Annotated in this window: 24 protein-coding genes; 3 read left to right on the top strand and 21 right to left on the bottom strand. The window is 41.1% G+C overall.

The window, feature by feature from the left end; all coding sequences use genetic code 11:
• Positions 1–46: 46 nt before the first annotated feature.
• Genes MKY71_RS01535 through MKY71_RS01505 form a run of 7 tightly spaced genes read right to left on the bottom strand, consistent with a single transcriptional unit; the run spans position 47 to position 6,705 of the window.
• The gene (locus MKY71_RS01535) at positions 47–649 is read right to left on the bottom strand and encodes a malonate decarboxylase holo-ACP synthase (RefSeq protein ID WP_340731369.1); all 603 of its coding nucleotides are present in this window, start codon (positions 647–649) and stop codon (positions 47–49) included.
• Positions 640–2,328, bottom strand: a complete 1,689-nt coding sequence (locus MKY71_RS01530) for a biotin-independent malonate decarboxylase subunit beta (RefSeq protein ID WP_340731368.1) — start codon at positions 2,326–2,328, stop codon at positions 640–642. Before MKY71_RS01530 ends, MKY71_RS01535 begins: the two co-directional genes overlap by 10 nt.
• The gene (locus tag MKY71_RS01525) at positions 2,321–2,617 is read right to left on the bottom strand and encodes a malonate decarboxylase subunit delta (RefSeq protein ID WP_079523867.1); all 297 of its coding nucleotides are present in this window, start codon (positions 2,615–2,617) and stop codon (positions 2,321–2,323) included. Before MKY71_RS01525 ends, MKY71_RS01530 begins: the two co-directional genes overlap by 8 nt.
• On the bottom strand, positions 2,571–3,440 hold the full coding sequence (locus tag MKY71_RS01520; RefSeq protein WP_340731367.1) for a triphosphoribosyl-dephospho-CoA synthase: 870 nt from the start codon (positions 3,438–3,440) through the stop codon (positions 2,571–2,573). The genes MKY71_RS01525 and MKY71_RS01520 overlap by 47 nt, the downstream gene beginning before the upstream one ends.
• A gap of 12 nt (positions 3,441–3,452) precedes the next feature.
• Positions 3,453–5,102, bottom strand: coding sequence for a malonate decarboxylase subunit alpha (mdcA, locus tag MKY71_RS01515; RefSeq protein ID WP_340731365.1), 1,650 nt, complete (start codon positions 5,100–5,102; stop codon positions 3,453–3,455).
• 2 nt (positions 5,103–5,104) lie between these two features.
• A complete protein-coding gene (locus MKY71_RS01510; RefSeq protein ID WP_339197140.1) occupies positions 5,105–6,031 on the bottom strand; it encodes an ACP S-malonyltransferase in 927 nt (308 codons plus the stop codon).
• Positions 6,032–6,054: 23 nt separating this feature from the next.
• Complete coding sequence (locus tag MKY71_RS01505; protein WP_339197137.1) at positions 6,055–6,705, bottom strand: GntR family transcriptional regulator; 651 nt, start codon at positions 6,703–6,705, stop codon at positions 6,055–6,057.
• Positions 6,706–6,896: 191 nt separating this feature from the next.
• On the opposite strand from MKY71_RS01505, the gene madL reads away from it, so the two are divergent.
• The 3 genes from madL (at position 6,897) to MKY71_RS01490 (ending at position 9,276) form a co-directional block, all read left to right on the top strand.
• Entirely contained in the window at positions 6,897–7,304 is a 408-nt protein-coding gene (madL, locus tag MKY71_RS01500) for a malonate transporter subunit MadL (protein WP_340731364.1), read from the top strand.
• 1 nt (position 7,305) lies between these two features.
• A complete protein-coding gene (gene madM / locus MKY71_RS01495) occupies positions 7,306–8,067 on the top strand; it encodes a malonate transporter subunit MadM (RefSeq protein ID WP_340731362.1) in 762 nt (253 codons plus the stop codon).
• Positions 8,068–8,337: 270 nt separating this feature from the next.
• Positions 8,338–9,276: a carbohydrate kinase family protein gene (locus tag MKY71_RS01490; protein WP_340731361.1), complete on the top strand. Its 939-nt coding sequence runs from the start codon at positions 8,338–8,340 to the stop codon at positions 9,274–9,276.
• Positions 9,277–9,325: 49 nt separating this feature from the next.
• On the opposite strand, the gene MKY71_RS01485 is transcribed toward MKY71_RS01490, so the two are convergent.
• From MKY71_RS01485 to MKY71_RS01420, 14 genes are all read right to left on the bottom strand, one after another.
• Entirely contained in the window at positions 9,326–10,699 is a 1,374-nt protein-coding gene (locus MKY71_RS01485; RefSeq protein WP_340731360.1) for a sensor histidine kinase, read from the bottom strand.
• Entirely contained in the window at positions 10,696–11,364 is a 669-nt protein-coding gene (locus MKY71_RS01480) for a response regulator transcription factor (protein ID WP_340731359.1), read from the bottom strand. Before MKY71_RS01480 ends, MKY71_RS01485 begins: the two co-directional genes overlap by 4 nt.
• A gap of 108 nt (positions 11,365–11,472) precedes the next feature.
• Positions 11,473–13,575 carry an MMPL family transporter gene (locus MKY71_RS01475; protein ID WP_340731357.1) on the bottom strand — a complete coding sequence of 701 codons (2,103 nt, stop codon included), beginning with the start codon at positions 13,573–13,575 and terminating at the stop codon, positions 11,473–11,475.
• Positions 13,576–13,717: 142 nt separating this feature from the next.
• Positions 13,718–15,196: a class I adenylate-forming enzyme family protein gene (locus tag MKY71_RS01470; protein WP_340731355.1), complete on the bottom strand. Its 1,479-nt coding sequence runs from the start codon at positions 15,194–15,196 to the stop codon at positions 13,718–13,720.
• Between the two features lie 15 nt (positions 15,197–15,211).
• Entirely contained in the window at positions 15,212–15,943 is a 732-nt protein-coding gene (gene fabG / locus MKY71_RS01465) for a 3-oxoacyl-ACP reductase FabG (RefSeq protein WP_339197120.1), read from the bottom strand.
• A 16-nt stretch (positions 15,944–15,959) separates the two neighbouring features.
• Positions 15,960–16,859 (bottom strand): intracellular short-chain-length polyhydroxyalkanoate depolymerase, encoded by a 900-nt coding sequence (gene phaZ, locus MKY71_RS01460; protein ID WP_340731353.1) that lies wholly within the window; start codon positions 16,857–16,859, stop codon positions 15,960–15,962.
• Position 16,860: 1 nt separating this feature from the next.
• Entirely contained in the window at positions 16,861–17,865 is a 1,005-nt protein-coding gene (locus MKY71_RS01455; RefSeq protein WP_340731351.1) for a 3-oxoacyl-ACP synthase, read from the bottom strand.
• Complete coding sequence (locus MKY71_RS01450; protein WP_340731350.1) at positions 17,862–18,887, bottom strand: branched-chain amino acid ABC transporter permease; 1,026 nt, start codon at positions 18,885–18,887, stop codon at positions 17,862–17,864. The genes MKY71_RS01455 and MKY71_RS01450 overlap by 4 nt, the downstream gene beginning before the upstream one ends.
• 4 nt (positions 18,888–18,891) lie before the next feature.
• Positions 18,892–19,755 carry a branched-chain amino acid ABC transporter permease gene (locus MKY71_RS01445; protein WP_340731349.1) on the bottom strand — a complete coding sequence of 288 codons (864 nt, stop codon included), beginning with the start codon at positions 19,753–19,755 and terminating at the stop codon, positions 18,892–18,894.
• 13 nt (positions 19,756–19,768) lie between these two features.
• Positions 19,769–20,476 carry an ABC transporter ATP-binding protein gene (locus MKY71_RS01440; protein ID WP_340731347.1) on the bottom strand — a complete coding sequence of 236 codons (708 nt, stop codon included), beginning with the start codon at positions 20,474–20,476 and terminating at the stop codon, positions 19,769–19,771.
• The gene (locus tag MKY71_RS01435; protein WP_339174860.1) at positions 20,469–21,227 is read right to left on the bottom strand and encodes an ABC transporter ATP-binding protein; all 759 of its coding nucleotides are present in this window, start codon (positions 21,225–21,227) and stop codon (positions 20,469–20,471) included. Before MKY71_RS01435 ends, MKY71_RS01440 begins: the two co-directional genes overlap by 8 nt.
• A gap of 93 nt (positions 21,228–21,320) precedes the next feature.
• Positions 21,321–22,574 carry a substrate-binding domain-containing protein gene (locus tag MKY71_RS01430; protein ID WP_340731346.1) on the bottom strand — a complete coding sequence of 418 codons (1,254 nt, stop codon included), beginning with the start codon at positions 22,572–22,574 and terminating at the stop codon, positions 21,321–21,323.
• A gap of 540 nt (positions 22,575–23,114) precedes the next feature.
• The gene (locus MKY71_RS01425) at positions 23,115–26,246 is read right to left on the bottom strand and encodes a BTAD domain-containing putative transcriptional regulator (RefSeq protein WP_340731345.1); all 3,132 of its coding nucleotides are present in this window, start codon (positions 26,244–26,246) and stop codon (positions 23,115–23,117) included.
• A 164-nt stretch (positions 26,247–26,410) separates the two neighbouring features.
• The gene (locus MKY71_RS01420) at positions 26,411–26,593 is read right to left on the bottom strand and encodes an amino acid transporter (RefSeq protein ID WP_340731344.1); all 183 of its coding nucleotides are present in this window, start codon (positions 26,591–26,593) and stop codon (positions 26,411–26,413) included.
• Between the last annotated feature and the right edge of the window lie 342 nt (positions 26,594–26,935).

Here is a 26,935-nt window from a genome sequence, read left to right as displayed (position 1 = left end):
AAAATTCCCCATTGAATAACAAATTGTTATTCAACGGAGAATTATACTACCCTTTATAAATTAATGATTCTTTTTCAAGCAGAATCGGGCCCGTACCCGTTCTTACGATAAATGAAGAGTGTTCTAAATAATCGGCTAAAACAACCGCTCCAACGCCTAAAATCTCCACTTGGACATCTACACGGTGCTCACTCTTTTGCAGCTGTGAAAGAATAGGCTTCAACTGATCCAGCTTCTGGAGCTTTTCACTGTACAAAATAATGTCAATATCACTGTTTTCATGGCACACATTGATTCCCGTTGCCATGGAAAAGCCAACACTTCCTCCAATGCCCCATTTAAAACCATCCAGTACCTTTTCAATGTAAGCAAGTGATTGAAAATGTGTCTCGGGATATGAATTTCCCAAAACATCAAACGGCCGAATTACACGTTTAATATTCGAGATTGTTGTAACCGCTGCAAACCGTTTCGAGCGATTATTCCCCCGGAAGCCTATCGCCACTTTCCCATCCTCTACTTTCATACGTCTTACAACAGCAATGCCTTGAGCCATTTCATCCTCACTCAACCAATCCGGATATTCACCGAAATACTCGATTTGATCCATGGCCTTCAAATAAACTAAATCATGTACAGTTAGTTCCATTGCTGTGTGATCTTTTCACGTACAGCAATCGATGCTTTACGGCCGTTTTCAACCGCTACTTTTGATTGAATTCGATTTGCTAACGTTCTGTCTCCAGATTGAATAATATCTTCTTTTGCCATTACAATTGTATGAAGAACTTTTCGAACTTGTTCTTTAGATGGTTTGTCTGCGTTAATACCGTCGATCAACTCATGTAATGCGCCAAGCGTTTGGAATGAATGGACATCATACGCCATCGATGGAACAGATTTTGCAAATTCGTCCAGCTCTTCAACAGTACGCATTGTAACAAGCGCTGCTGATTTTTTTGACATTACATGTACTTGCACTTCTGAATCATCAAGCGAAATAATACGGTTACCTTGCATACCGTGTGCTAAAAATGCTCCTGAAATCGCTTTACCTACAACACATGTAACGATTGGATGTCCGCTTTGTCGCGCAACTGCATACGCTTCAACACTTGCTGCACAAGCTAAGTAAATACCGAATAATTCTTCGTGATAGCCGAATGCCTGACCTGGAACATCGACAATAGGAACGATTAATCTTTTAACCGCTGAATTTTTATCTTCTTCAATTGCCTGACGAATATATTTCGCAACAGTCCATGCCTCCTGCAGACCAAACTCCCCATTGCGGGCACGGTAAAATTTACTTTCACTGTTTGGCACGACAGCGATAAAACGCGCTTTTTCTCCATTTAATTCAGCATCAGCCACTAAGACTGATGGTGTCTCTGAGATCGATGGTGCATTATTTGTAAATGCATTAAACCATGTACGGCCTCTGCTTGGATTTTCCCCATCCGCCACCGTTGCTTCAGCATTTGCCAATTCAGCTCGGTTGCTCAAAATTTCCTGTGCTTCTTCCGTACTGATTTTTTCTTCAAACTGTAAGTGCTTCAGCATATTTAAAAATGTATCGTACTCTGTTGTTCTTTGTTTGAAGCTGTTTTTTGCCCATAAGTCTTCCAGCGTATCTAAGTAATTTACGACATCATCTTCAACAACCGCATCCACTAAGTTTGAATTATGGCGCATTGACCCGCCAATCATTTTCCAGATAAACGGCTTTTGTTTTGCATTCAGCTCTTGGATACCCGCTTCCTGCTGAACTACTTCAGGACCGTTCATACCAAGACGCCCTTCTCGTGTCATAATTAAAGCGGAACAAAGACCTGCTGTTAATGACATCCCTCCGAAAGAACCGACTTTCCCAGGAATAATGCCGATTACCGGTACATATTTTTTCAATGCAACAATCGCCGAACTAATTTCAGCAATCGAAAGAAGTCCGTAGTTCGCTTCTTGCAGACGAACGCCACCTGTATCGTAAATGATGACCGGATAAATTAGTTCCCCTGCTTCACATGAAGCAAATGCACGCTCTAAAGCACCTGCAAATTTTGCGCCGGAAACTTCACCGATTCCCCCGCCTTGGAAACTTCCTTCTATTGAAATAACTAATGAACGACGACCACGGATTGTCCCTTGCATGATAATCATTCCATCATCGCTTTGAGGCACGATGTTTTGCGCTTCTAAATGAGGTGATTCAAAAAAGTCGAATGGGCCTAATATTTCATGTGCTGTTCCTTCATCTAATAGTAAAAGTGCACGTTCTCTAGCCTTACTTTCTACTATACTTACAGGTAATGTAATAGAATTATTCACCGAAAACCACCTCCGCTGCCTGTGCAAGTCGTATCGATACGACACCTGGTGTTGCACCGAAATCATTAATCTTAATCGAAGCCAATATATCCTGCTGAGAAACAAAGCGCTCCACTACTTTTTGCCAAGTTTCAGCATAACCTGTAATTCCTGTACGAACTTCTACTTTTGTTTCCGAGCCTTCGATTGGCTGGATCAGTATTTCTAAATCCCCCGACCCTACAACCCCGATATGCGCCTGCTTAGTAACCGGACGATTTGCCTGAAACGTGTAATTCAACTTTTCCATGCTGTGCACCCCTTTTCAGTTTATCTGACATATTAATTACGAATATTGTGGCGGCCAATAAATCAGCCGATCCCCCTGGAGATAACCAGTGCTTAATATACAATTCATCTAGTTTCTTCATATTTGAAATTGAAAAGTTTGTCAGCAGTTTTTTCGCTTCCCGCTTCGCCATTTCCAATCCTTCAAGACCGCCTCGATGAAGTAAACAAGTGTCGTTTAAATTTGCGATCAGTACTAACAATGTCGTAAGCTTCGCATCTCTTAACGACATCTTCTGAGCCGCCTGTAAAAACGCTGGCAAACTATATTTTTGAATGTGAGGGAATGCCTGTTGGGCTTCTTCTCTCGCACCCGGAATTCCATAATTCTCTTTTACTTTGCTTCCGTTCGTTTTGGACTTTGGAATATATTGATCCGGAAGATTGGCCAATTCTGCAGCATCATTAAATACTAGCGGAAAAAGTACTTGGCCCTGTCTTCTTGCAATTGCAGAGCAAAGTAATCCAATCGACCAGATCGCCCCTTTGTGCGTGTTACTATTTTCAGTAACCGCAAACATTTCCTTTTCGCCATTCCGTCCTATTGCCCCAAATTGTTCCCTTATTTCTACTGTCGGCTGTCGGTTGAAACTCAGCATTGCCATTTGATAAAACGTATTGTGCAATGAATGGGCTGAATTTTGCATTTTTGTTAAAGATAAATCATGATGTGCACCATTATTGTCTGTATCTACTAAACCAGGCTTTGGTGTTAATTGAACTTCTTCGATTAATGCTGCAACTGCCTCATCAGCAATCCGTTTACAAATTACATGCTGTTTCATTCCTTCAGCTCCTTACCAACTTTTGAATTTCGTTGGTGGCTCATATAATCCACCAGACCATTGAACAAGTTCATCAATATTTTTTGCCGCCAATAATGAACGGTTCGCTTCACCGCGTAAAATATTCAAGTCTTCCGGAATTGCCACTAAACCGCGCTCGCGAAGTGATTTTGTACGCTTCACATCATTTTCCATCCCTAATGGTGTTACCCCTGCAATCGAAGCGATCATTTCTCTACGTTCTGCCGGGCTATCTGTTTTATATAAGTAGGCAATCCCTTCTTCTGTCACAACATGTGTAACATCTTCCGCATAAATCATAACCGGAGCAACTGCCAGATTCGCCTGTTTCTTTACATCAATCGCATCTAAACGTTCAACAAAGACCGGTGTGTTGGCATCCTGGAATGTTTCTGCTACTTGCACAACTAGTTTTTTCCCGCGAGCCAATTCATCCTGACTTGTCATCATATTGTACCAAGCTTCCGTTGAGTGACGGCGTCCGCCTGGATCATGTCCCATATTCGGTGCACCACCATAACCTGCAACGCGCCCTTTTGTTACTGTCGAAGAATTTCCGTATGCATCCATTTGCAGTGTCGATCCGATAAATAAATCTACGGCATACTGACCTGCAAGCTGTGCCAATGTACGATTCGAACGAAGGCTGCCATCTTTCCCTGTGAAGAAAATATCGCGACGTGCCTCTACATATTTTTCCATCCCTAGCTCACCGCCAAAACAGTGAACACTTTCTACCCATCCTGTTTCAATCGCCGGGATCAGTGTCGGGTGCGGATTCAGAACCCAGTTTTTGCATATTTTCCCCTTCAAGCCTAATTGCTCACCATAAGAAGGTAACAGCAGCTCGATTGCAGCGGTATTAAAGCCAATCCCATGGTTTAAAGATTGAACGCCGTGTTTTTCATAAATACCACGAATACACATCATCGCCTGTAAAATCTGGATATCTGTAATATGGCGTGGATCACGAGTAAATAACGGCTCCAGTTCATACGGCTCATCCGCTTCAACGATGAAATCTACCCAAGAACCCGGAATATCGACACGTGGCAATTCATCCACAATTTCATTTACTTGAGCGATTACAATTCCATCACGGAAAGCCGCTGCCTCTACAATTGTCGGCGTTTCTTCCGTATTTGGTCCTGTATATAAGTTTCCGAAGCGGTCTGCTTTATCCGCCGCGACTAACGCAATATTCGGAATTAAATCGATAAACAATCTCCCATAAAGCTCAACATATGTGTGCAGATCCCCTAAAATCAATCGGCCATCTTCGATCATCTGTGCGATCCGTAAACTTTGAGGCCCTGCAAAACTTAAATCGATTTTCTTTGCGATTCCTTCTTCAAAAATATCTAAATGTTCCGGACGCGACACACTGGACATAATCATATGTAAATCATGTACACGTTCTGGATCGACCTTCACTAGCGCTTGAGATAAAAATGACGCCTGCTTTTGATTGTTTCCTTCAAGAACAACCCGATCCCCCGGTTTAATAAGCAATTCAAGTACGTCTACAATTTTTTCTGTAGGAATTGTTACACCATTCACTAGATGCTCCACTTCCGCCAATCTCTTTTTCTTTCCTTCCAATCTTGTTGACCAAGAACGCTGTTGTTGTATTAATACCATATTTACACCCCTTCATTTTTTGCTAAATATAGACAATCATTAAATCCGTTCTTTTCCACACTATAGCTATCCGCTTCCGGAAACGCATTTTTGGCAAGTTTTTTTAATACATCTCCTGGCGACATTTCAATAAATTGACGAACACCATTTTCGAATAAAATCGAAGTCGCATCATGCCACCTGACAGGTAACGCAATACTTTCAGCCAAATCCTGAATAATACGGGAAGGCTGGCGAAGTACTCGTGCATTTCGATTTGAAATCAACGGAAATTTCGGCCTTTGGAGCGTTATGCTCTCCATCTCTTTTGCCAATCGGTCCTGAACCGGTAAAAACAAAGGACAATGGGATGGTGTAGAAACATTCAGCATCTTTGCTGAACTTGCGCCCTTTCCTGCTACGTAATCCAATACATTTTGCATGGCTTCTTTATGCCCTGATAAAGTCAACTGCTGCGGTGCATTGCGGTTGGATACATAGACCGGTTTTTCATCCGTATGGAATTTCTGAGTTATTTCTATAAGAGTTGATTCAGGTAACCCTACAACAACTGCCATTCCATACGCCTCATCCTGTAAAGATTCCATCAGTTCTCCCCGAAGTGAGACTAAACCCAGGGCATCACTAAATGTTAGTACTTCGCTCGTCACTGCAGCGGCAAATGCCCCTACCGAGTGACCCGCCAAATAGTCCGGTTTTGCTCCTTCATTTAAAAAGGCTCGGGCTGTTGCAACACCGGCTGCCAGCATTGTAATCTGGACGTTTTTGGTACTCATTAGTTTTTCTGCTGTTGCGAGCAGCTTAATGTCTGTTTTTAAAACATCCGAAGCTTCATCCAAAGTTTCTTTAATAGCAGGGTGTGTAGGAAGTGACTCCAAAAAACCGCCATATTGTGAACCTTGCCCTGGAAAAAGCCATGCCTGTTTCATCGTTAACTTCCCCCTCCCTTTTTTTACAACTGCTTATTACGGACACTGAAAATTACATCCTCTGTATGCTTTCTTAAAATGGACTTCAACTGATCCAAATCATCATTCTTTAAACATTCGTAAATACTTGTATGCTCCAAAATCGACTTATCAATAATTTCGTTATTTGAAAAGTGGATTACTTGAATTCGTAGTAATGGTATAGCAATTTTACTGTACATATCATTTAGCACTAGGCTATTACTTAATTTGAATATGAGAAAGTGAAATTGATAGTTTAAGTGCGTATATTCTGTATAGCTTTTTGTTTTCGTCATCTTCGTTAGGACGGCTTTCATTTCTTTCAGAGTGCCTTTTTCTTTACTCGGATTTTCGATACGTTCTGCTGCCAGCATTTCCAAATGGTTCCGCACATCCAGTAAATCTTTCATATCATCCAATGTATAGCCTTTAATGAATGCCCCTTTTCGAGGGACACGTTCAATAATTCCTTCAGTAGCTAATAAATAAATCGCTTCTCTTACAGGAGAGCGGCTCGTTTCGTACTGTTCAGCATAAATGGATTCAACGACTTGATCTCCAGGTCTTAACTCACCATTCAATACTTGTTCGAGCAAGTTATTGGCAATTCTAATTGATAAGGCATTGTCCAATGCTCTTTCAAAATAATTCATTTAACCTTCTCCTTCTATAAGAACTTGGTCGACTGTATACAATTCATAATATATCTTTAAAACATAAATTTCAATCGTATTATCTACTTTTCTCTAAAAAAAATAATATTTTTCTTGATTATGTATTTATTATTGTTTATTCTATATTCAGAATACAGTCGACTGTTCTAAACAATCAAAGGGGTGTAATAATGGTTATATATGGTGTTGCCATTTTAGCTGGGTGTTTCTTATTTGGGATGTTCTGTGGTGAATTAATCGGAACTTTAATGGGAATTGATTCAAATGTGGGTGGCGTAGGTATAGCAATGTTGCTATTAATTGTAGTAGTTGATAAGTTGCAGAAGAGCGGGAAAATCAGTATAGCTGCCCAAAGTGGTATGGCTTTCTGGAATGCAATGTATATCCCAATCGTAATTGCGATGGCAGCCAGTCAAAATGTTTTAGGTGCATTAACAGGGGGTCCTCTTGCAATAATTGCAGGAGTTGCTACAGCTCTTATTAGTTGGTTATGTGTTCCGTTGTTAAGCGGGAAAAAGGCAAAAGAATCTGCCCTAGAGTTCAATAAAAATCACGCAACAACAGGGGAGGTAAACTAATATGTGGGATGCTCTTAAAACTGCATTAGAATCTAATGGCTTAATTACTGGTTTTGTCATTGTCGGGATTACAATGTATATCGCATATTTAATTTCGAATAAATTAACGAAAGGGCTAATTCATGGCTCAGCTATTGCAATTGTTCTCGGATTAGTATTGGCATATATCGGCGGTGTTTTCAGTGACGGCTCAAAGGGGTTAGCTGATGTTTCGTTATTTGCAGGTATCGGTCTTTTAGGCGGAAGTATGCTTCGTGACTTTGCCATTGTAGCTACATCTTTCGGTGCAAACTTTGACGAAATCAAAAAAGCAGGTATTCGTGGGATTTCCTCACTCTTTATCGGTGTTGGATTATCTTTTGTAGTTGGTATTATTTTTGCGCTAATTTTTGGTTATACAGATGCGGTAAGTCTTGCAACAATCGGTGCAGGAACAGTTACTTATATTGTTGGTCCGGTAACAGGAGCTGCCTTAGGTGCGAGCTCAGAAGTTATTGCGATCAGTATTGCAGCCGGATTAGTAAAATCGGTGGTCGTAATGGTAGGAACGCCATTTATTGCAAAACATATTGGTCTTAACAATCCATTATCAGCAATGGTATATGGCGGATTACTTGGAACTACTTCCGGTGTTACGGGAGGATTAGCTGCAACGGATGTACGATTGGTCCCGTATGGCGCCGTTACAGCTACTTTCTACACAGGTTTAGGCTGCTTACTTTGCCCTACCCTGTTATTCATCTTAACAGATATGATTTGGTAAGTTAATTATTCATTCTCGATATATAGGGTGTCATTTAAAATTTTCAAAAAGGTGTCACATTTTTCTCTATAACATTCCCCCAGAATTTTATAAGATAAATTCCACCTTCCGAAAATTGAATGGGCATTAAATGATTAATAGACAAAACGTGAGTACATCTGTAACTCACGTTTTTTGTCGTATCTTAATAAACTCCTAGGGTAAATATTTTTAATTCCAGTAATTTTATGCCAATATTTAGTGAAACACATATATTTGGAGGAGACGGCTATGAAAAAAATTCTTTGTATTGGCGAATTGCTCATCGATTTTTTTACAACTCATACGGAAGTATCCATTATAGAAGCAAAATCGTTTGAAAAACAGGCAGGCGGTGCTCCGGCAAATGTTGCGGCAACGATCGCGATGCTTGGTGGACAGGCATATTTTTGCGGAAAAGTAGGCGATGATGCATTTGGTCACTTTTTAAAACAAACGTTGGAGCAAGCTGGTGTTCATACAGATCAATTAATAATGGATCCGTCTGCACCGACTACTTTGGCCTTTGTTTCAAGACAAAAAGATGGGGAGCGGGATTTTATCTTTAATCGTGGTGCCGACGAATTGCTCACTGTTGAAGATCTGGACCTGCAACAGCTCATGACGATTGATATGATTCATTTCGGCTCTGCCACAGCCCTTTTAAGTGAACCTTTCAGTAAAACGTACGAACAGCTAATGCAAACTTTACATCTTCAAAATCATTTTATTTCATTTGATCCAAACTACCGGGCAGACTTATGGAAGGGTGATTCCGATTTGTTCATCCATAAATGTGAACCATTCCTAGAAGCAGCAAATTTCATTAAGATGAGTGATGAAGAACTGTTATTATTCGCTAGGACTGATAATTTCGAACAGGCAATCGAATGGCTGACACAGTTTAGTGATAAAACTATCGCCATTACACAAGGCGCTTCCGGTACAATGCTTATCCGTGACGGACAAATTACAAATGTTCCGGCATTTCCTGTAAAACCGATCGATACAACCGGTGCAGGTGATGCTTTTGTCGGTGCCGTTATGTATCAGTTAAGTAAATATGAAGATACAAACCTTTCGTTCAATGAATGGGTAACCGTTATCGAATTTGCCAACCAAGCTGCAGCAAAAGTATGCGAAAAAGTCGGCGCAATCGATGCCCTCTCTTCCTTAAAAGAACTTTCGTAATAAAACAGGCGCGCTAAAAGTTTCATGCCACTTTTAACGCGCCCTTCTTTTATTGGACATTTAAAACAATTGTTACTTTAGTTCCTTTTCCAAGCTCACTTTCAATAGTAAACTGTCCCCCATGCCGGTTCACGATTTCTGTTACAATCGCCAAACCTAATCCGCTGCTTTGACTCGAGCGTGAAGGGTCTACCCGGTAAAATCGTTCTTTCACCTTTTCAAGTGCTTCTTCCGCTATACCGATCCCTTTATCTTTTATCGTTACAAAAATCTGATTATCCTTTTTACTGCATGTGACAATAATTTTCCCTTTATCTTCACTGTAGCGAATAGCATTTGACAGCAAGTTGTCCCAAACTTGTTCCATTAACTGTTCATCTGCAAAAACTTCAACCGGTTCCAGTTCGTATACAAGCTCCATCTGCTTATCATCCAGTTTCCAACGCTTTGCAAATAGCCGTTCCTTCAACTGTTTATCTAACGAAAAGGTCTTTTTTTGAACCGGTAAATTCTTCTGGTCAAGCGAGCTCAGTAAAAGCAACTGCTTTGTTAATGCGGAAAGACGCTTCGTTTCCTGCTCAATAATCTCCAAATATTGCACACGTTCTTCCTCTGTATTGTCCGCGTCCTTCAATACATTTGCATAGCCTTGAATGTTGAGCAACGGTGATTGAAAATCGTGTGACACATTATTGATGAAGTCTTTTTTAATCTGATCATTTTCCGCGAGGCGATTGGCCATCTTTTGAAATTGGGTTGCAAGCTGACCGAGCTCATCATCACGATCAATCGATAACTGGATATCATAATTTTCAAGAGCGATTTGCTTTGTCGCCTGCTGCAATTGCTTCAACGGTCTGACAAGCTGACGGGCAAGTAAAATCATTGTCATTAATATAACGATAGCAGTAATAATAATAAAACTAACGATCAATAAATGCATCTCCGAAAACAGTGTCGCATTTTCCTGACGAATGAAAAATGCATAGCTTTCATCATTCAGTTGAAATGATATACCGATTGTATTTCGAATATCATTTGCGAAATGATTCATAAAGTAGGAAGAACCATTATAGTCGCGAATGCCGTGATACACATCATCGGTACCGACGATCTCTAGCATCTCAGGCGTGAGCTTTGTTTTTTTAAACTCACTTCCGTATGAAGTTAAGCTACCGTCAGGATAAATAACCCCTATTTGGTAGCCAAGCTTTGCTATTGACCGAAAGTAGGCATCCGCACTTTCTTTCGGCATTGTTTTTAAAATTTGCTGTACTTCCTGGGCTACCCCATAATTTTTGGCGTCTGTATCAGGTCGTATTTGCGATTTATAAATTTGTCCGATTAACAGCATCGACATCGTAATGCTTATGACGATGACAGCCAATGTCACGACAATATATTGCCTGTATAATGTTTTCATTTCAGTTCCTCAATTTTATAGCCGATTCCGCGTACGGTCTGAATTTTCACCTGTGCATTCACTTCTTCCAACCGGCTGCGCAGACGCTTAATATGTGTTGTCAGTGTAAAGTCATCCCCGTCATAATCATAGCCCCATACTTGTTCCATTAACTGGTCTCGCGTAAATACGACTTCCGATCTTGAACATAAAATGCCCAATAGCTCAAATTCTTTTAAAGGCAGCAGTGATACTTGCTCCCCTACTTTCACTTCATACGTTTGCCGGTCAATGAGCATATTGGCAATCTTTATTTGACTTCGTTCCACTTTTTGAAAGCGCCGTAAAATCGCCCGTACTCTAAACAGCAGTTCTTTCGGTTCAAATGGCTTCACCATATAGTCGTCCGCGCCTGCCAAAAAACCTTTTTCCTTATCATCAAGTGTTGTTTTGGCAGTCAGCATCAATACAGGTACACCGATTTCAGCGAGATTTTTCGTCAAGCTTATGCCATCCATTTTCGGCATCATTACATCGACAATCGCCAGATCGACCGGCTCCTGCTGCAATAAATTTAATGCTTCCATTCCGTCACTTGCAAACAACGCTTCGAACCCTTCTTTTTTCAAATGAATGCCAATTAATTTCCGTATAAATGCATCGTCATCTACAACTAATATCCGCATTGAAATCACCGCCTTATCTATTTTTAAGGAATTCCTATCACAAATACTGTTCCTTATTCTATCCATAAAAAGAGACATCGAATTACTCGATGTCCCTTCATCTAACCATTACTTCTTGTCTTTTTCAAATGTTAATATCAGCATCGGCAATAACATACCGCGTACTAGGAATGTATCAATCAGAATACCTACTGCAACGATAAAGCCGAATACGAACAGATCGGCAATTGGCATTGTCATTAATGCCGCGAAAGTTGCTGCAAGTATAATACCTGCTGACGAAATAACACCGCCTGTATTACGGATAGCAATTTCAAGCGCCTGTTTCACTGTTGTGTGTTTGCGCTCTTCAAGGAATCGGGACACTAGAATAATATTGTAGTCTATACCTAGCGCAACAAGGAATATGAATGCATAGACAGGTACACGAGTACTGATTGCATCATAGCCAAATAATACATCAACTAGGAATAACCCTAATCCCAATGCCGATAAATACGAAACTAAAATGGTTGCTATCATGTAAATCGGCATTTTCCAAGATCTCGTAAGGACAAATAATAATACTAAAATTAAAATTGTTTCTAAAAGGACAATTTTAATTATATCGGCATTGTTTACATTGCGCTCATCCAGCAATTTCGCTGTTGTTCCAGCAAAGTGCAGCTCACCGTCAATTCCGGCTGCCGCTAAATAATCCGCGCTGTTTTCACGCATTTCTTCAAGCTTATCGATTGCTTCCGGATCATATGGATTTAAATCAAAAGCCATTGTTAATTTCATTTTTGTTTCGTCTTCCGAAACGGCTGACGGGCGAACAGATGCAATTTCATCTTCTGCTAATAATGCTTCCGTTAAATCTTGTTTTTGCTGCTCTGTTAATGCCTGTTCACTTTCAACCAATAGTGAAGTCGGTGCAAGTTCCCCTTTATCAAAGCGTGACTCGACGATTTCATAGCCGACACGTGATGGCAATTCTTCAGGGAAAGATTTTACCATATCAAATTCATAATCTAAGTTGAACACATTTAATGAAGTAATGATCATGAAGATCAGGACTAATCCACCTGATAAATACGGTTTGTTTACAACAAACTTGGCAATTGCTCCCCAAATTCCGTGCTTTACTTCTTTTGTCTCACCAAATTTCGGTACTTTCGGCCAGAATGCTTTTCGGCCAAACAAGGCAAATAACGCAGGAACTAATGTAATTGAACCTAGCATAATAACAAATACTGCTGTACCAAAGATTGGCGCGAAATTTTGATAGTCACGGAAATCAGCCAAGAATAGTACAAGCATTGCCGCCAACACGGTTCCGCCTGCAAAGAATACTGGCTCGCCAGTTGCACGCATCGCATATTTCATTGCTTCATATTTGTTTTCGTAAAGGTTCAGTTCTTCACGGTAACGCGAGAACACGAATAATGAGTAATCGATTACTGCAGCAAACAATAGGATACTCATAATCGATGTTGTAGAGTTATTAATTTCTAAACCAGCTGCCCCCATTAAAGCAACCGACTGATTTACTACTTGATAAACAATTACCGTTGCAAGTAATGGAATAATCGCTAATAGCGGTGAACGGTAAATGATAATTAATAGAACTAAAATAATTCCGATTGTCGCAAATAATAGCTGTAAGTCTGCTTGTTCAAACAGTTTTACAGTATCGCCGGCAATCCCTGCTGGACCAGTAATGTAAAATTGTGTATCTCCTGTTTTTTCAGCTGCTTCATTTCCGATTTCAGAAGCAAAATCGTTAATTTCCGCATAAGCCGAATTTCCAAGACCTTGCTCAAGCGTCATCGGTACGATCATCGTCGATTTATCTTCCGATGTAAATCCTGCTAAAGCTTGTGGCGGCAAGTTTGAAATGTCAACAATCTGGTCAACACCTTCAATATTTTCCGCAATTACTGCATTTAAAATTTCTTTTACGCTTTCGACGTTAATTTCCCCGTTTTCATTATGGAAAACCAATATACCTGGTGTTCCTTCATCATACGGGAAGTACTCGCTTAACTTATTTTCAGCGATAATTGATTGTGCATCATCTGGCAGTGATTGGAAGTTGGTCACTTTATATTCACTTAGCATTGGACCGGCGCTTAAGCCAATCATCAACACAAGCCAGACAATAAGTGTAATCCAGGCACCGCGTTTTGTTGAGACCCAATCTGTAATTGGATTTAAAAACTTATTCATCGATATCCTCCTTTTTAACACATCTGCAGTATAAAGGAGCTATATGAACTTCATATAAACTTCTATTAAATCAAATCAATAGAAAAGACCAATATGTCGATTTTCCGACATTTTGGTCCTGTGACTAACTCATCTATAGTTTCTATTCCGTTATGAAGACACTGTTCATAAGCTGTTTTTTATCAATTTTACCGACGGCGGTTTTCGGAAGTTCCTGCAAAAAGTAGATTTGCTTCGGCACTTTGTAATTGGCGAGACATTTCTTACAGTACTTTAACAGTTCTGTTTGAAGCTGTTCGGACGGATTTTCGGAAATTACAAACGCCACAACACATTCGCCCCATTTTTCGTTCGGAACACCAAGAACGGATACTTCCTGCACCGCTTCATGGGCGATTAAACATTGTTCGACTTCCTGCGGATACACATTTTCTCCGCCTGTTATAATCATTTCCTTTTTCCGGCCGACAATATAATAATCTCCGTCTTCATCAAACTTCGCCAAGTCACCTGTTTTTAACCAGCCATCTTCAAATGTTGCCCTCGTTGCCTCTTCATTTTTCCAGTAGTGTAAAAAAACATGGCTGCCTTTTAAGCAGAGTTCGCCAACTTCCCCTTCTGCACATAGCTGACCTTCTTTATTGATGATTTTCACTTCATTGAAAAGCATACTTTTTCCGATAGCGCCCTTTTTGTTCATCGCTACTTCTGCTTCGATGAAAAAGTTATTCGGACCAGCTTCCGTTAACCCGTACCCCTCTTTAAAAAACAGTTCTCTTTTTTGAAAACATTCATAAATAGGTTTCGGACAAGGGGCCCCGCCCGACAAGAACAACTTCACAGTGGGAAAACTGGACTGTTTAAAATACTCGGTTTCAATAATCGACTGGTACATTGTCGGTACAAATAAGGAAACCGTCGTTTTATATTCATCAATGGCCCGAACCGCTCTTTCCGGGTTAAATTTCCGGCCGATTACTACCGTTCCGCCTGCCATTAAAATCGGCAATGCAAGTGCATTAATTCCGCCTGTATGGAAAAGGGGCATATAATTCAATGTACAGTCCTTATCGTTTAACCCCCAGCTAATGACCGTATTCACCGCATTCATAGTGACCGCTTCATATGACAGGACAACACCTTTTGGTTTACCGGTCGTCCCCCCGGTATAAATAATCATCCACGGAAGCTGGGGTTCATCACGCCACTTATATGTAGTAGGCTCATCTAATTCAGAGCTACCGCATGTTAAAAACTTGGCTGGCGAAAGCTGCATTGCACGTTCACAATGCGTATCATCCGTAATTAATAAAGCAGGTGTGCAATCGGATAAAACTGTCTGTAATTCGGATGTAGACAATTTTGTATTCAACGGAACATAAATCAATTCGTTTAAACGACAGGCGATTAAAATGGCAAAGCTTTCAATTGAATTGTCCATCAGCGTTACAACTCGGTCTCCCTGCTGTAACTGCTGTTTGGAAAAAGTGCTGCTCCAGCCATACGCATGCTGCATCAGCTCTTTATATGTCCACGTTTCACCTGTTTCTAACTGAATTAAGGCTGTTTTATCCGGTGTTTGGCCTGCTCGTTTCGCAATCCAAAAGTCCAGCTGTTGCATTAGCCATCCCACCTTCTACATCATAATGCCGCCATCTACTTGAAGAACATGACCTGTAATATAACTCGATTCATCCGATGCTAAAAATAAATAAGCATTTGCGATATCTTCCGGTTTCCCTAATCGTTGGAGACTTGTAATGCCCTCCATTTGCTGAAGCACTTTTTCCGGCATTTTTTCGACCATTGGTGTTGCGGTAAAACCAGGAGCAACAGCATTTACATTGATTCCTTTACGACCGAGTTCCTTTGCCCATGTTTTTGTCATTCCGATAATGGCCGCCTTTGTTGCGGCATAGTTTGTTTGACCAAAATTACCGTATACACCACTTACCGATGAAGTACTGATAATTTTTCCTGACCCCTGTGCGATCATATGAGGAGCTACCGCTTGTGTGCAGTAGTAGACACCATTTAAGTTAATTTGAATGACCTTTTCGAAGTCCTCTTCGCTCATTTTTACAAGTGTTGCATCACGGGTAATCCCTGCATTGTTTATTAAAATATCAATTTTGCCGAAACGGTCAACAACTTGTTGTACCATTTCCTTTACGTCCGCCAGTTTCGATACATCAACTGCAAAGAAGGCCACATTCTCCCCCAGCTCTGCTTCGATTTTCTCGCCTTGCTGCTTGTCATAGTCTACGATGGCTACTTTTGCGCCTTCTTCCAAAAAACGTTTTACCGCTGCAAGGCCAATACCGCCCGCACCACCTGTAATAATTGCTACTTTATTTTCTAAACGCATATAGCCCCGACTCCTTTTAAGATAAAATAAATTCCTCGATTGCCTCTTTCGTTTCATCCAGACAATCGACTAGCGGTGAGTGTCCGCAGTTTGCCAGCTTCATAATTTGGGCCCGGCCCCCAAAATCCTCGATAATTTCGGTTGCCATTGCCCCGTTCACTACAAAGTCACGGTCGCCGTATAAAACAAATACAGGAATTTGAATATCTATTACCTGATTCGTTCCTTTTGCGACTTCATTATCGACCGCACTTATATTGAATGTATTTAATGCATGGTACACATCGGCCAAATTACGCTGTGTCAGCATGTCGTCCACATATTGCTCATAGCGCGCCTCGTCCGGCTGTTTCTGCGTATAAATAGCACTGTTCCATACAAATTTCAGCCCGTCGCGATTTTTCGTATCATACATTTGCTGCATCGGAATTGTTTTGACAGGGTCCTGCTCAATTTGCTCGATTGTTGATAAGCGCTTTGAAAGATTCGGTGTACCGTCCGCATTTGAACTATAAAATGGATACCCGCGTGTTGAACCGGAAGCAAATAAGACGAGCTTTTTGCTGTAGCCCGGGTAATCTGCACAAAACTGCATCGCCACATTACCGCCTGTAGACCAGCCGACAATTGTAAAGTCCTTCAGCTCAAGCGCATCAACGAAAAGCTTAATATCATCGCTGAAATCTTTGATCAAAGTAATCCGTTTGTTGTACGTCGATTCCCCAAAGCCGCGCATATCGACCGCATAAATGGTGAATCGTTCATCCATTGATTCCATCAGCAAATCCCAATGCTTCGAACTTGTCATATTGCCATGAACTAACAGAACAAGTTCATCGCCGCCTTCTCGTTTCCGATACGATAAAGTTTCACCATTCGATAACTCTACTTTTGCTAAGACGTCCAGTTTATTCATATTAAGCCCCCCACTTTACTGTAATGGCACCCCATGCATAACCGATACCTGCACTCACTAATGAAACAATTTGCCCTTCCTGCAGCTTCCCTTCTTTACGCGCGAGGCAAAGAGATAAAATTTGGTCGATTTGCCCGATATGACCGTAACGTGATAGGTAAATCGAATTTTCTTCTGATAGGCCGAGCTCTTTTAACACATAGTCATGTGCAGACTTTTTCATATGGAGCATCGCAACATAATGTAAATTATTTTCGCTATATCCACTTTTCTGCAGTGATTGGCGAATTACCTTTAAAAAATTGCTTAATGATTTCTGCTCCAAACGAAGCTTCATACCTTCAGGATCGAGAACGTCCAATATATATCGGCCTTCCCGAATATGATCAACCGTCAGCGGTTCCTTTGTCCCCCCAACCGGAACAACGACGTCTTCCGAAAATGAACCGTCTGTAATAAGCGACGCTTCCAGTACTTCGTGTCCGCCCGCGTTCTTTTGTAAAATCATCGCACCTGCACCTGCGCCTAAATTGAACATAAAACGTGTCCGCTCATTTTCATAATCGATAAAATCATGGTTGCGGTACCCGCCAGCCAATAGCACGGTTTTGACGGAATCATCGGCAAGCATTAAGCTTTTCGCCACTTTCATCGCCATAATGGCCGTACCGCAACGAAGCTGGACATCGAACGCCCAGGCATTCACCGCCCCGATTTCTTCCTGAATTTTAATCCCAGCCGTCCATAGCGGGTACTCTTTATGCTCTTCCCCGATATAAATGACGACATCAATATCTTTTGCATCCACTTGCGCCTCGGAAATCGCTTCCTTTGCCGCTTTTACACTCATTTCAACCGGATGATCATTTGGACCGGCAACGACCTTTTCAATAATGCCCATTTTCGTTTCAACGACAGCTGCCGGGATATTTGCCTTCTCCGCAATTTGGGCACCGGTCATTCTTCCTTCAGGTAAATACATTCCTAATCCAGTTATTCCGATCATCGTTGTATCTCCTTTTCGCGAAGCTTTACAGATGCCTTTGTTTTTTGCCCCTTTTTCATCTTCCATACATGGTAGCGCATTGAGACCGTACCGACGATGCCTCGCGGGAAGAAGATAACCGCTAAAATGTACAGAATACCGAAGAAGATAATCCATCTTTCAAAGATCGGATAGTCTCTTGCAAGACCGGATAAGTAATGCTGAGCAAACTCGATGACACCTGCACCGATGATCGGCCCGATTAACGTTCCGACTCCCCCGATAATCGTCATCATCAGTGCGTCGAGTGTAATGTCCATCGTCAGAACACTCGTATTGACGAAACGCAGCGATATCGCATAAAGCGAACCTGCCAAACTTGCAACAGCACCTGCAATAACGGAAGCGATGATTTTATAGCCTAACGTTTTAAATCCAAGCGAGCGTGTACGTTGCTCGTTTTCACGAATCGCAACGAGCACTTTCCCGAATGGTGATGCCACAATTCGTTTCAGTAAAATGAAAATGACAACGAGGCAAATGAGCACTAAAAAGTAAAAATACAGTCGCTCACGAAACAGTTCCGGTGCACGGAATGTAAACCCGTCATTCCCTTTCGTTACCGTACGCCACTTTTCCGCCAGCACTAAAAACAACCCTGAAATCGCTAACGTAAACATTGCATAAAAGTGACTCTTCAAACGGAGCGTCAATGCACCGCTTATTACACTAATAATTGCGGATAGCACGATACCGACTACAATCGAAGCAGCGAATATACCGATCGATGGACCGAAATCGCTCAGCATGATCGCGGTCGTATACGCACCAATCCCGAAAAACATCGCATGACCGAATGAAATAATGCCCGTGTAACCTAGTAAAATATCGTAACTCATCGCAAGTATTGCAAAAATACAAAACTGCGTTAATAAAATTGTCATCGTTCGAGAATCGAGTACAAACGGTAATACGGCCATGATTCCTACTGCGACTGCATACACTAAATTTGATTTTGATAAAATTAATGGCTGTTTTAACATAGAATCACCCCTTCGCAACCGTGAATAAGCCTTGTGGACGGAAAATCAGAACACTTGCCATTAAAATCATATTGACCGCAACAGATAGAAACGGCACATAATACGCCATAAAACTTCCGGCAAGCCCTACTAAAATCGCTGCCATCAATGAACCTTGGAAACTTCCCATCCCACCGATGACTACAACGATAAATCCTAAAATCGCATATTCCATGCCCATTTCCGCATACACAACACCTGAATACGGAGCCATCAGCATTCCGCCTAATGCCGCCAATGCCGCACCGCACATAAAAACAAGTAAAAATACGCGCTTAATATTGATACCCAGTGCCTGTGTCATTTCCCTGTTCATAACACCAGCCCGTACAACCAATCCGATTTTCGTACGGTTTAAAATGAAGTACAGAACACCGAATAAAGCAAACCCTACAACGATAATGAAAATCCGGTATTTAATAATCGTCAAATCGCCAATTTGCCAGCTGCCCGCCAAGTAAGAAGGAACTTTAACAGGTACACCGTTTGGCCCGAATACGACCTTGATCATTTCCTGCAGCACGAGCATGAACCCGAGCGTAATCAGAATCTGCTGTACGTGATTTCCGTAAACCGGCTTAATAATAAGCTTTTCTGTAATAAATCCAAGAACAAGACCTGTAAGAATCGCAATTATAATTCCGACTATAAAACTGTTGCTCCATAAATAGGTGAACACCCCTGTATAGGCACCCCATACGAACAGTCCACCGTGCGCAAAGTTCAGTACGTCCATGAGCCCGAATATAAGCGTCAATCCGGCTGCCAGTAAGAAAATAAGCATCCCTGTCGCTAGTCCATTGATTGTTAAACTGATTATTAGTTCCATCCGCTTCCCCTCCTTATCCGATTCCTAAATATTTACGCTTAAGCTGTTCGTCTTCGATTAAACTTTGCATTTCCCCTGATTGCACAGTCCGCCCGTCATCGATCAATGTAAATGTATCGCCGATTTTACTCGCCATCATAAAGTTCTGTTCGACAAGCACGATCGATGTATGCTTTTTCATTTCCGTAATAGCTTCCATTACTTTCTCGATCACAATTGGTGCAAGACCTTTGGATGGTTCGTCGATTAGCAGCAGCTTGCTGTCGTTGACGAAAGCCCTTGCCATCGCAAGCATTTGTTTTTGACCACCAGATAAATTGCCGCCTTGCTTTTTCCAGAACTTCTTCAAATCCGGGAATAACTCTAAAATGTACGCCTGCTTTTGCATTGTCGCGTCCGTTTCTTTTCGGATCGCCACTTTCATATTTTCTTCAACTGTCAGCTGCCCAAAAATGCCCTGATCCTCAGGTACATAACCAATACCACTATTCGCAATATCGTATGGCGTCATTTTCGTAATATCTTTCCCATCTAAATGAATCGCCCCTTTTGCTGCCGGCGTTAATCCCATAATCGTGCGGAGTGTCGTCGTTTTCCCAGCACCGTTCCGTCCCAGTAAAACCGACACTTCTCCCGCCTTCGCTTCAAAGTTGATGCCCTGCAAAATGTGATATTGAGAAATAAAGGTCTCCACACGGTCCAGCGTTAAAATATTACTCATATGCAAGGCCCCCTAAATACGCTTGTTGTACTGTTTCATTGTTCATAATTTCTTCCGGCGACCCGTCAGCTAACAGCGTACCGTTGAACAGCACCATAATCGAATCGGACAGGTCGATAATCATATCCATTTTGTGCTCGATCAATAAAATCGTTTTATCGCCGCGCTCCTTAATCGAACGAATCACATCCAATATTGCAGGGACTTCTTCCAATGACATGCCGGCTGTCGGCTCATCCAATAGTAAAATTTCAGTATCAAGTGCCAGTAACATTCCGATTTCCAGTTTCCTTTTTTCACCGTGGGAAAGCTGATTCGCCACCTGATGCATTTTGTCGGTTAATAGCACTTGTTCCAAAATTTCAACCGCTTCATTTGTAATCTCTTTATATTTCAAAAAGTGATTGAGCATATGGAAGCGTACTTTTCGTTTCGATTGCACGGCAAGGCGCACATTTTCCAGCACCGTTAAATTCGGAAACACATTCGTAATCTGAAATGACCTTCCAATTCCTAATCGCGTCCGGTCTACCGATGACTTTTTTTGAAGTGATTGCCCTTTAAAGAACACATCGCCTTCTGTCGGCTCCAGCTCACCGCTAATTAAATTGAAGAAAGTCGTTTTCCCCGCACCGTTTGGCCCAATAATCGATTTAAAATGCTTTGCTGTCATTTCAAAATTAATGCCGTCCACCGCTTTATGCTCACCGAATTTAATCGATAAATTGTTCGTCTTTAAAATCGGTTCCATCCTCTCACCCTCTCGTTGTTGATTTCCTAGTGCTTCTTATAACAAAAGGCTGTCTTGAAAGTTCAACACTTTTTAGACAGCCTCACTTATTTACTAGTTTAAAATAGGAGGTTCCGTTTCTTCTGGTAGTAATTCACGTAGCAATACCGGTACCGGATAATCAAAATCCGCTACTTTTTCAAGGCGGATTGCGTACATTGTTTGTAATGCCTGGTGATCTTCTTCACGGAATGTCATCGTTCCTTTCGGTGTTTCAAATGACATACCTTCCATTAATGGAATTAACGTATTTCCATCCGCATCTCCACCTGATTTTTTCAGTGCTTCTACAATGGCAACTGCCGCTGTAAATCCGCCCGGTGTAAATAAATCAGGCACTTCACCGTTAAATCGTGCTTTATGTTCTTCTACTAACCAATCATTCACTTCATTTTTCGGTAGTGTATGGTGGTATACAGAGAACCCTTCCATTCCAACTAATGGCTCCATAAACTGAAGTGCAATAATGTCCGGTGCACCTGTTGAAATTTTAATGCCTTTTTCCTGCAGTTTTAAATCTGCAATTTGATTCCAAGGAGAGTTCGCCCCTGCCCATACTACGAATAAGAAGTCCGGTTTCGCATCAATAATTTTTTGCAAGTTTGACGTAAAGTCTGTTGCAGCCGGATCTGCATATTCTTCTAAAACAATTTCAGCACCTAATCCTTCAGCTGCTGCTTTAAATGCCGATACCCCATCCCAACCGAATGAATAATCCGGTGCGAATGTTGCAATTTTTACACCTTCTCCAGCGATTGCCGCTGCAGCTGCGTATGCATCCTGTGAAGAGTTACGCGCCGTTCTGAAAATGTAAGGGTTAAACTCTGAACCTGTAATACTGTCAGCTACTGCTGGTTCTACGATCATAATTTTCTCGTATTCTTCTGCTAGTGGAAGTACCGCCAATGTGTCACCTGAACTTGATGAACCAACTAGAAAATCAACCGCGTCATCCTCTAATAGCTTCGTTGCCTTTTGAACAGCTACTTCAGGTTTCGTTTCTGTATCTTCCCAAACGACTTCGATTTTACGACCTTCCACTTCCATCGTGCCGTCTGTCGCATATTCAAGACCTAACTCGAATCCGTTTTTCGTCTGCTTTCCATATGATTCAAGAGCTCCCGTCAACGATGCAAGTACACCGACTTTAATCGGAGTTGTTGATGCAGCTGTTTCCGTTGTTCCGCTCTTACCTTGCTCAGCTGAATTTGTAGTTGATGAATCATCGCCGTCTGTTGAATCACTATTACATGCAACCAATAAGAAAATCGATAATACCGCAAAAATTAACCATAAACGCTTTTTCATTCAATGTCCCTCCTAGCAAAATTTTCAGCATAGCTATCTGCTTAACCGTAATGTAACATCGCGAAGTTACAAATGAGTTACATTTGAGGTGTGGGGGGTGGGAAGCGCGAATCGCTGGGGTTAGTTCTATAAAAGCTTAATCGTTCTGATGGAGGTTGGTTTCTTCTAATAAAAATGAAATTGTTCTAATAAAAATTAATTTGTTCTAATATAATTGCGATCTTCTAATATATCGTGCGGTTGTTCTAATATCAGTTTGAAATGTTCAAATATCGGTGCTCAATCTTCTAATATCCGATCGCCTTGTTCTAATAAGCGGTTCAATTGTTCTAATAAAATTACGGTAAGGACTTATTCAGCCTCATTTACAGGTAATCTGGGTTTCATTTCAGCTTTATTTCAAACATCTTCTAATATGTTCTTCATTTCTTCTAATATCGACTCAACTTCTTCTAATAACGACTTCAAATGTTCTAATAAACACACACTAAAAAAAGCCATGTTGAAATGAATTTTCAACATAGCTCTCCATCTATTTATTTACATCTTCAATACAAGCTCATACAGTCGCTCGGTCGGTTCCATCGGCGTGATCTTATATTGGTCGTCCAGTACATCTACACAGCGATCATAATATTTGATCGCTTCCCGACGGTTCCCTAAATAGTAATGGCCGAGCATTAATAGCCGGTAGCCTTCTTCATGACCATCATCCAGCGCAATAATTCGGTCTGCCCAACGGATCACTTTCTCAAATTGCTGCAGACGAACGTAGTTTTGGGCGACACGCTCTAAAATGAGCAGTATTTCTTCATTATAATGCGCCTGAACAGGTTCCAGCCATTCCCGTTCCATGTCAGAACAGAACTCTCCATCCACAAGCCGCATCGCCAGCTTCAGCCATTCATTTGAAAGCTTGGCGGTCTTTTCTTCCAATCCGCGCTGCACATAATACGTAAAATGGGCTACATCACTATGAATCCAGCGACCTTCCAGTTTATATAAATGCTGATGGCGTTTAATAAAATTGCTTTCCTCACGCGCTGATCTTGTCGGCTCCAATGTTTTTAACATCGCATTAAAAACGACTTTAAAATCCCGTTGCATCGCTTCTTCGTCCTGCTGCCAGATCGCATCGCAAATTTGCTGGCGCGATACAAACTGCTCCCGGTGAATATATAAATACAAAAACAGTTCCTTCGCTTTCAACCTCTTCCACTCTTTATCCGGAATCATTTCATTTTCACGATGAACTTGAACAGGACCAAATAACGTCAACGATAGCTCCGTACTCGGCGCTGCATTTACATTTAACTGGCTAAATACGAGTGCCTCCTGCTGCAGCTGTTTTGCGAGTTGAACAAATACGATTAAATAGCGCGGTCCAAAAAGGGTTTTTTTCTCCATGAAAAACGGATAGTGACTCACACATAATTCCCAAAAGCGTCGATGATATGTTAATGCGTTTTCCTGATCATTTAATTTGGCATAACAATACGCAAGCCAAAATGAACAGATCATCTGGCCATACGTATCCTCACTGCGCTCATAATACAACAGTGCCTGTTTTGCTGTATCGATCGCTTCTTCAAATTGACTGTTTTCTGCCAGCACTTTCGTCAATGCCGTCAACAGCAACGCCGACATCCAGAAATCCTGTACTTTATTCGTTTCCCTCAGTCCGATTTGTGCATGGCGCTTCGCCTCAAATACATTATCGCGGTGATATAAAATAAGCCCCATATAACACTCGGCAGTAATGCGCTTTACATGAATGAGATTGAGGAGCTCAAGTGTTTCATCAAAACAGCCTTTCGCACGTTCAAAATCTTTCATCTCCATATTCAGCAATGCCAGCCCTTTACGCAGCTTTGTGAGCGCAAGTGTATATGGCATATCGACGAGTGCTTCTTTTCCGCCTTCAATAATTCGGCTATAGGCCTGCGTATTTTCACCCATCAATACATCGATTAAAACAAGAAGTAGATCGGTCGTGCGGTGTGCTTCTTCCCATTGGAACGGCTTGGAAACACGCATATTCAGCAACTCTTTCGCTTTATCCAGCTGACCGTGGCGCAAATAAAGACGTGCATCGATATTGTTAATGCTTAACTGCAGGTTTTGAGACTGGCTCCAGCGCAGTGCCTCCCCCGCTTTCCCTAAGTTAATCAGGTTTTCGGTGTATAAACTATTAATAAGATGCCGTTCTGTCTCACTCACATCTACTTCATTCAATAAGCTGATCGCCTGCTGTAGATGATGTTCCGCAAAAACCGGCTGAAGTGTATCCAAATAAATATTGGCCAGCCCAAACTGCGAACGCATTAAAAATAACCGGTCCTGCTGCAGCTGCGCTTTTATAAAGCATTCATTGTATGCATTTTTTGCCCGTTCATATTGTGCACGGTAACGCTGACATTCCCCTTCATAATAAAGAATCTGATAAGGTTTTTCTTCAATCACAAAATCCTTCAGCCGTTCCAGTAAAAATTCAAATTGCCCTGCTTCAATAAATTGTGGCGCAAATTGCAGCAATAGCTCAATATAGTACCGGTTGTTTTTCAGCTGGGTTGCATGAGTGACAGCTAATACACCTAAATTTTGATCGGCATAATACCGTGCCGCCTGTTCATGAAATTCCTCATGCATATCCGGATAATATTCACTCAGCCGCTGCTGTAGAAACTGTTGAAACAGTGCATGGAAACGGTATTTTGTTCCCCCTGCCAATGGTGTGATAAATGCAAGCTCCTCCAACTTCGGCTTCAACTGCTGGATCCATTCCGTTCCATAAAGTTCTGTAATGACATCAAGCGAAATCACTTGATGAATGCCCAACTTAAGAAGCTGAAGCTGCAGTTGCTCATCCAGCTTATCGAATACTTCAGCTGAAAGGTACGCAAAGAAATTCCCGACCGATCCTTCCGCGATATCGATGAGCTGTTCCTGACTATATTTCGCTTTATAGCCAAGCAGCATGATCGCCATCGCCCAGCCTTCAGTCATTTGCATAATGAATTCGCTTTGTTCATCCGTTATTTGCCGGTCAAAAAAAGCTTCAAATAAATATTGAACATCTTCTTCCGCAAAAGTAAACTCCGGCTCCAAACATTCTATCAGCTGATTATTCATACGTAGCGTCAACAAACAGCTCCACTCAGGCATTTTCCTCGTTGCGACAATGATATGGAGGTTGGCAGGTAAAAATTGAAGCAGCTGATTCATAATGTAGTTGATCGGAAAGACGTGTGACACATGGTGATAATCGTCCAGTACAATCAAAAAAGGTTCTTTTATATGATGGAGCTCATTGGCGATCTGTTTTGAAAGCTGCAGTAACTCTTCCATATTATGAAACTTTAATGTCTCATCCCAACCTTTTAACTTTTCGCCGAACGATGGGAAATGCTGCTGAATACTATAGATAAAATGACGTAAAAACGGAAATATTGAGTCATCATCCGGCGTAATCTGATACCAGGAGGAATTTGTTTTCTGGTCGTTCAAAAATTGACTAATAAGCGATGTTTTCCCGTAACCTGCGCTACTATGTAAAATGGTACACTTTGCATGCGGCCAATCCGAAAGCTTTTTCATTAACTTTGCTCGTCTTAAATAGTTGTTGACTGGTGTCGGAGGTATAAGTTTCGAGACAAAAATATGTTGCTCCATGCTTCCCACCCCATCTGTAGTTAATTACAAATATATTAACATAAAGCAGAAAATTATTCTTAAAAATACAGAATTTAGATAAAACGTGATTAATATATAGTATATTAATCTTTCGTGTTGAATATTATATCTACTTAAGAAAATAAAAAATCCTCCAGGTTATCCTAGAGAATTTTGTCCAATAATAATAGTAAAATCATTATAGTAGCAGCAATCGCCATGAAACCGAAGAAAAAATAGCCGATTATCCGAATCGGTTTGGGCATTTGCTTCATATTATAAGAAGTTGGAGAACCTACATGCTTTTGATAATGCTCATCCGCATCATTGAACGGCTTTTTCTCCATCAAAATCACTCCTTCCCCCTTTTCTTATATATACTATTTTTCCGTACAGAAAGTTTCAAAAATTTAACTGCTATATTCTTCATCATCTAGCTATTCATGTATGAAAACCTGTATGAAAATGAATTAAATATATCATTTTTATATAGAAATGAAAGCGAAACCAATGCCTATAAATATAGATTTCGCGGGATTCATCGCAATTCCGACAAGATGTTACCTTTCAAAAAACACTTTACTTAATTTTCTGAATATTTTATAATTATGAAAAGGAGTTGATACACATGCCAAACTATACTTACATTGCATCTGACGAAAATGACGTATCTTACCTATACGAAGATA

Origin of the sequence: Solibacillus sp. FSL W7-1324, assembly GCF_038008025.1 — a bacterium.
In the GTDB taxonomy this organism is placed as follows: Bacteria; Bacillota; Bacilli; order Bacillales_A; family Planococcaceae; genus Solibacillus.
This window is presented reverse-complemented; position numbering and strand designations above follow the sequence as displayed.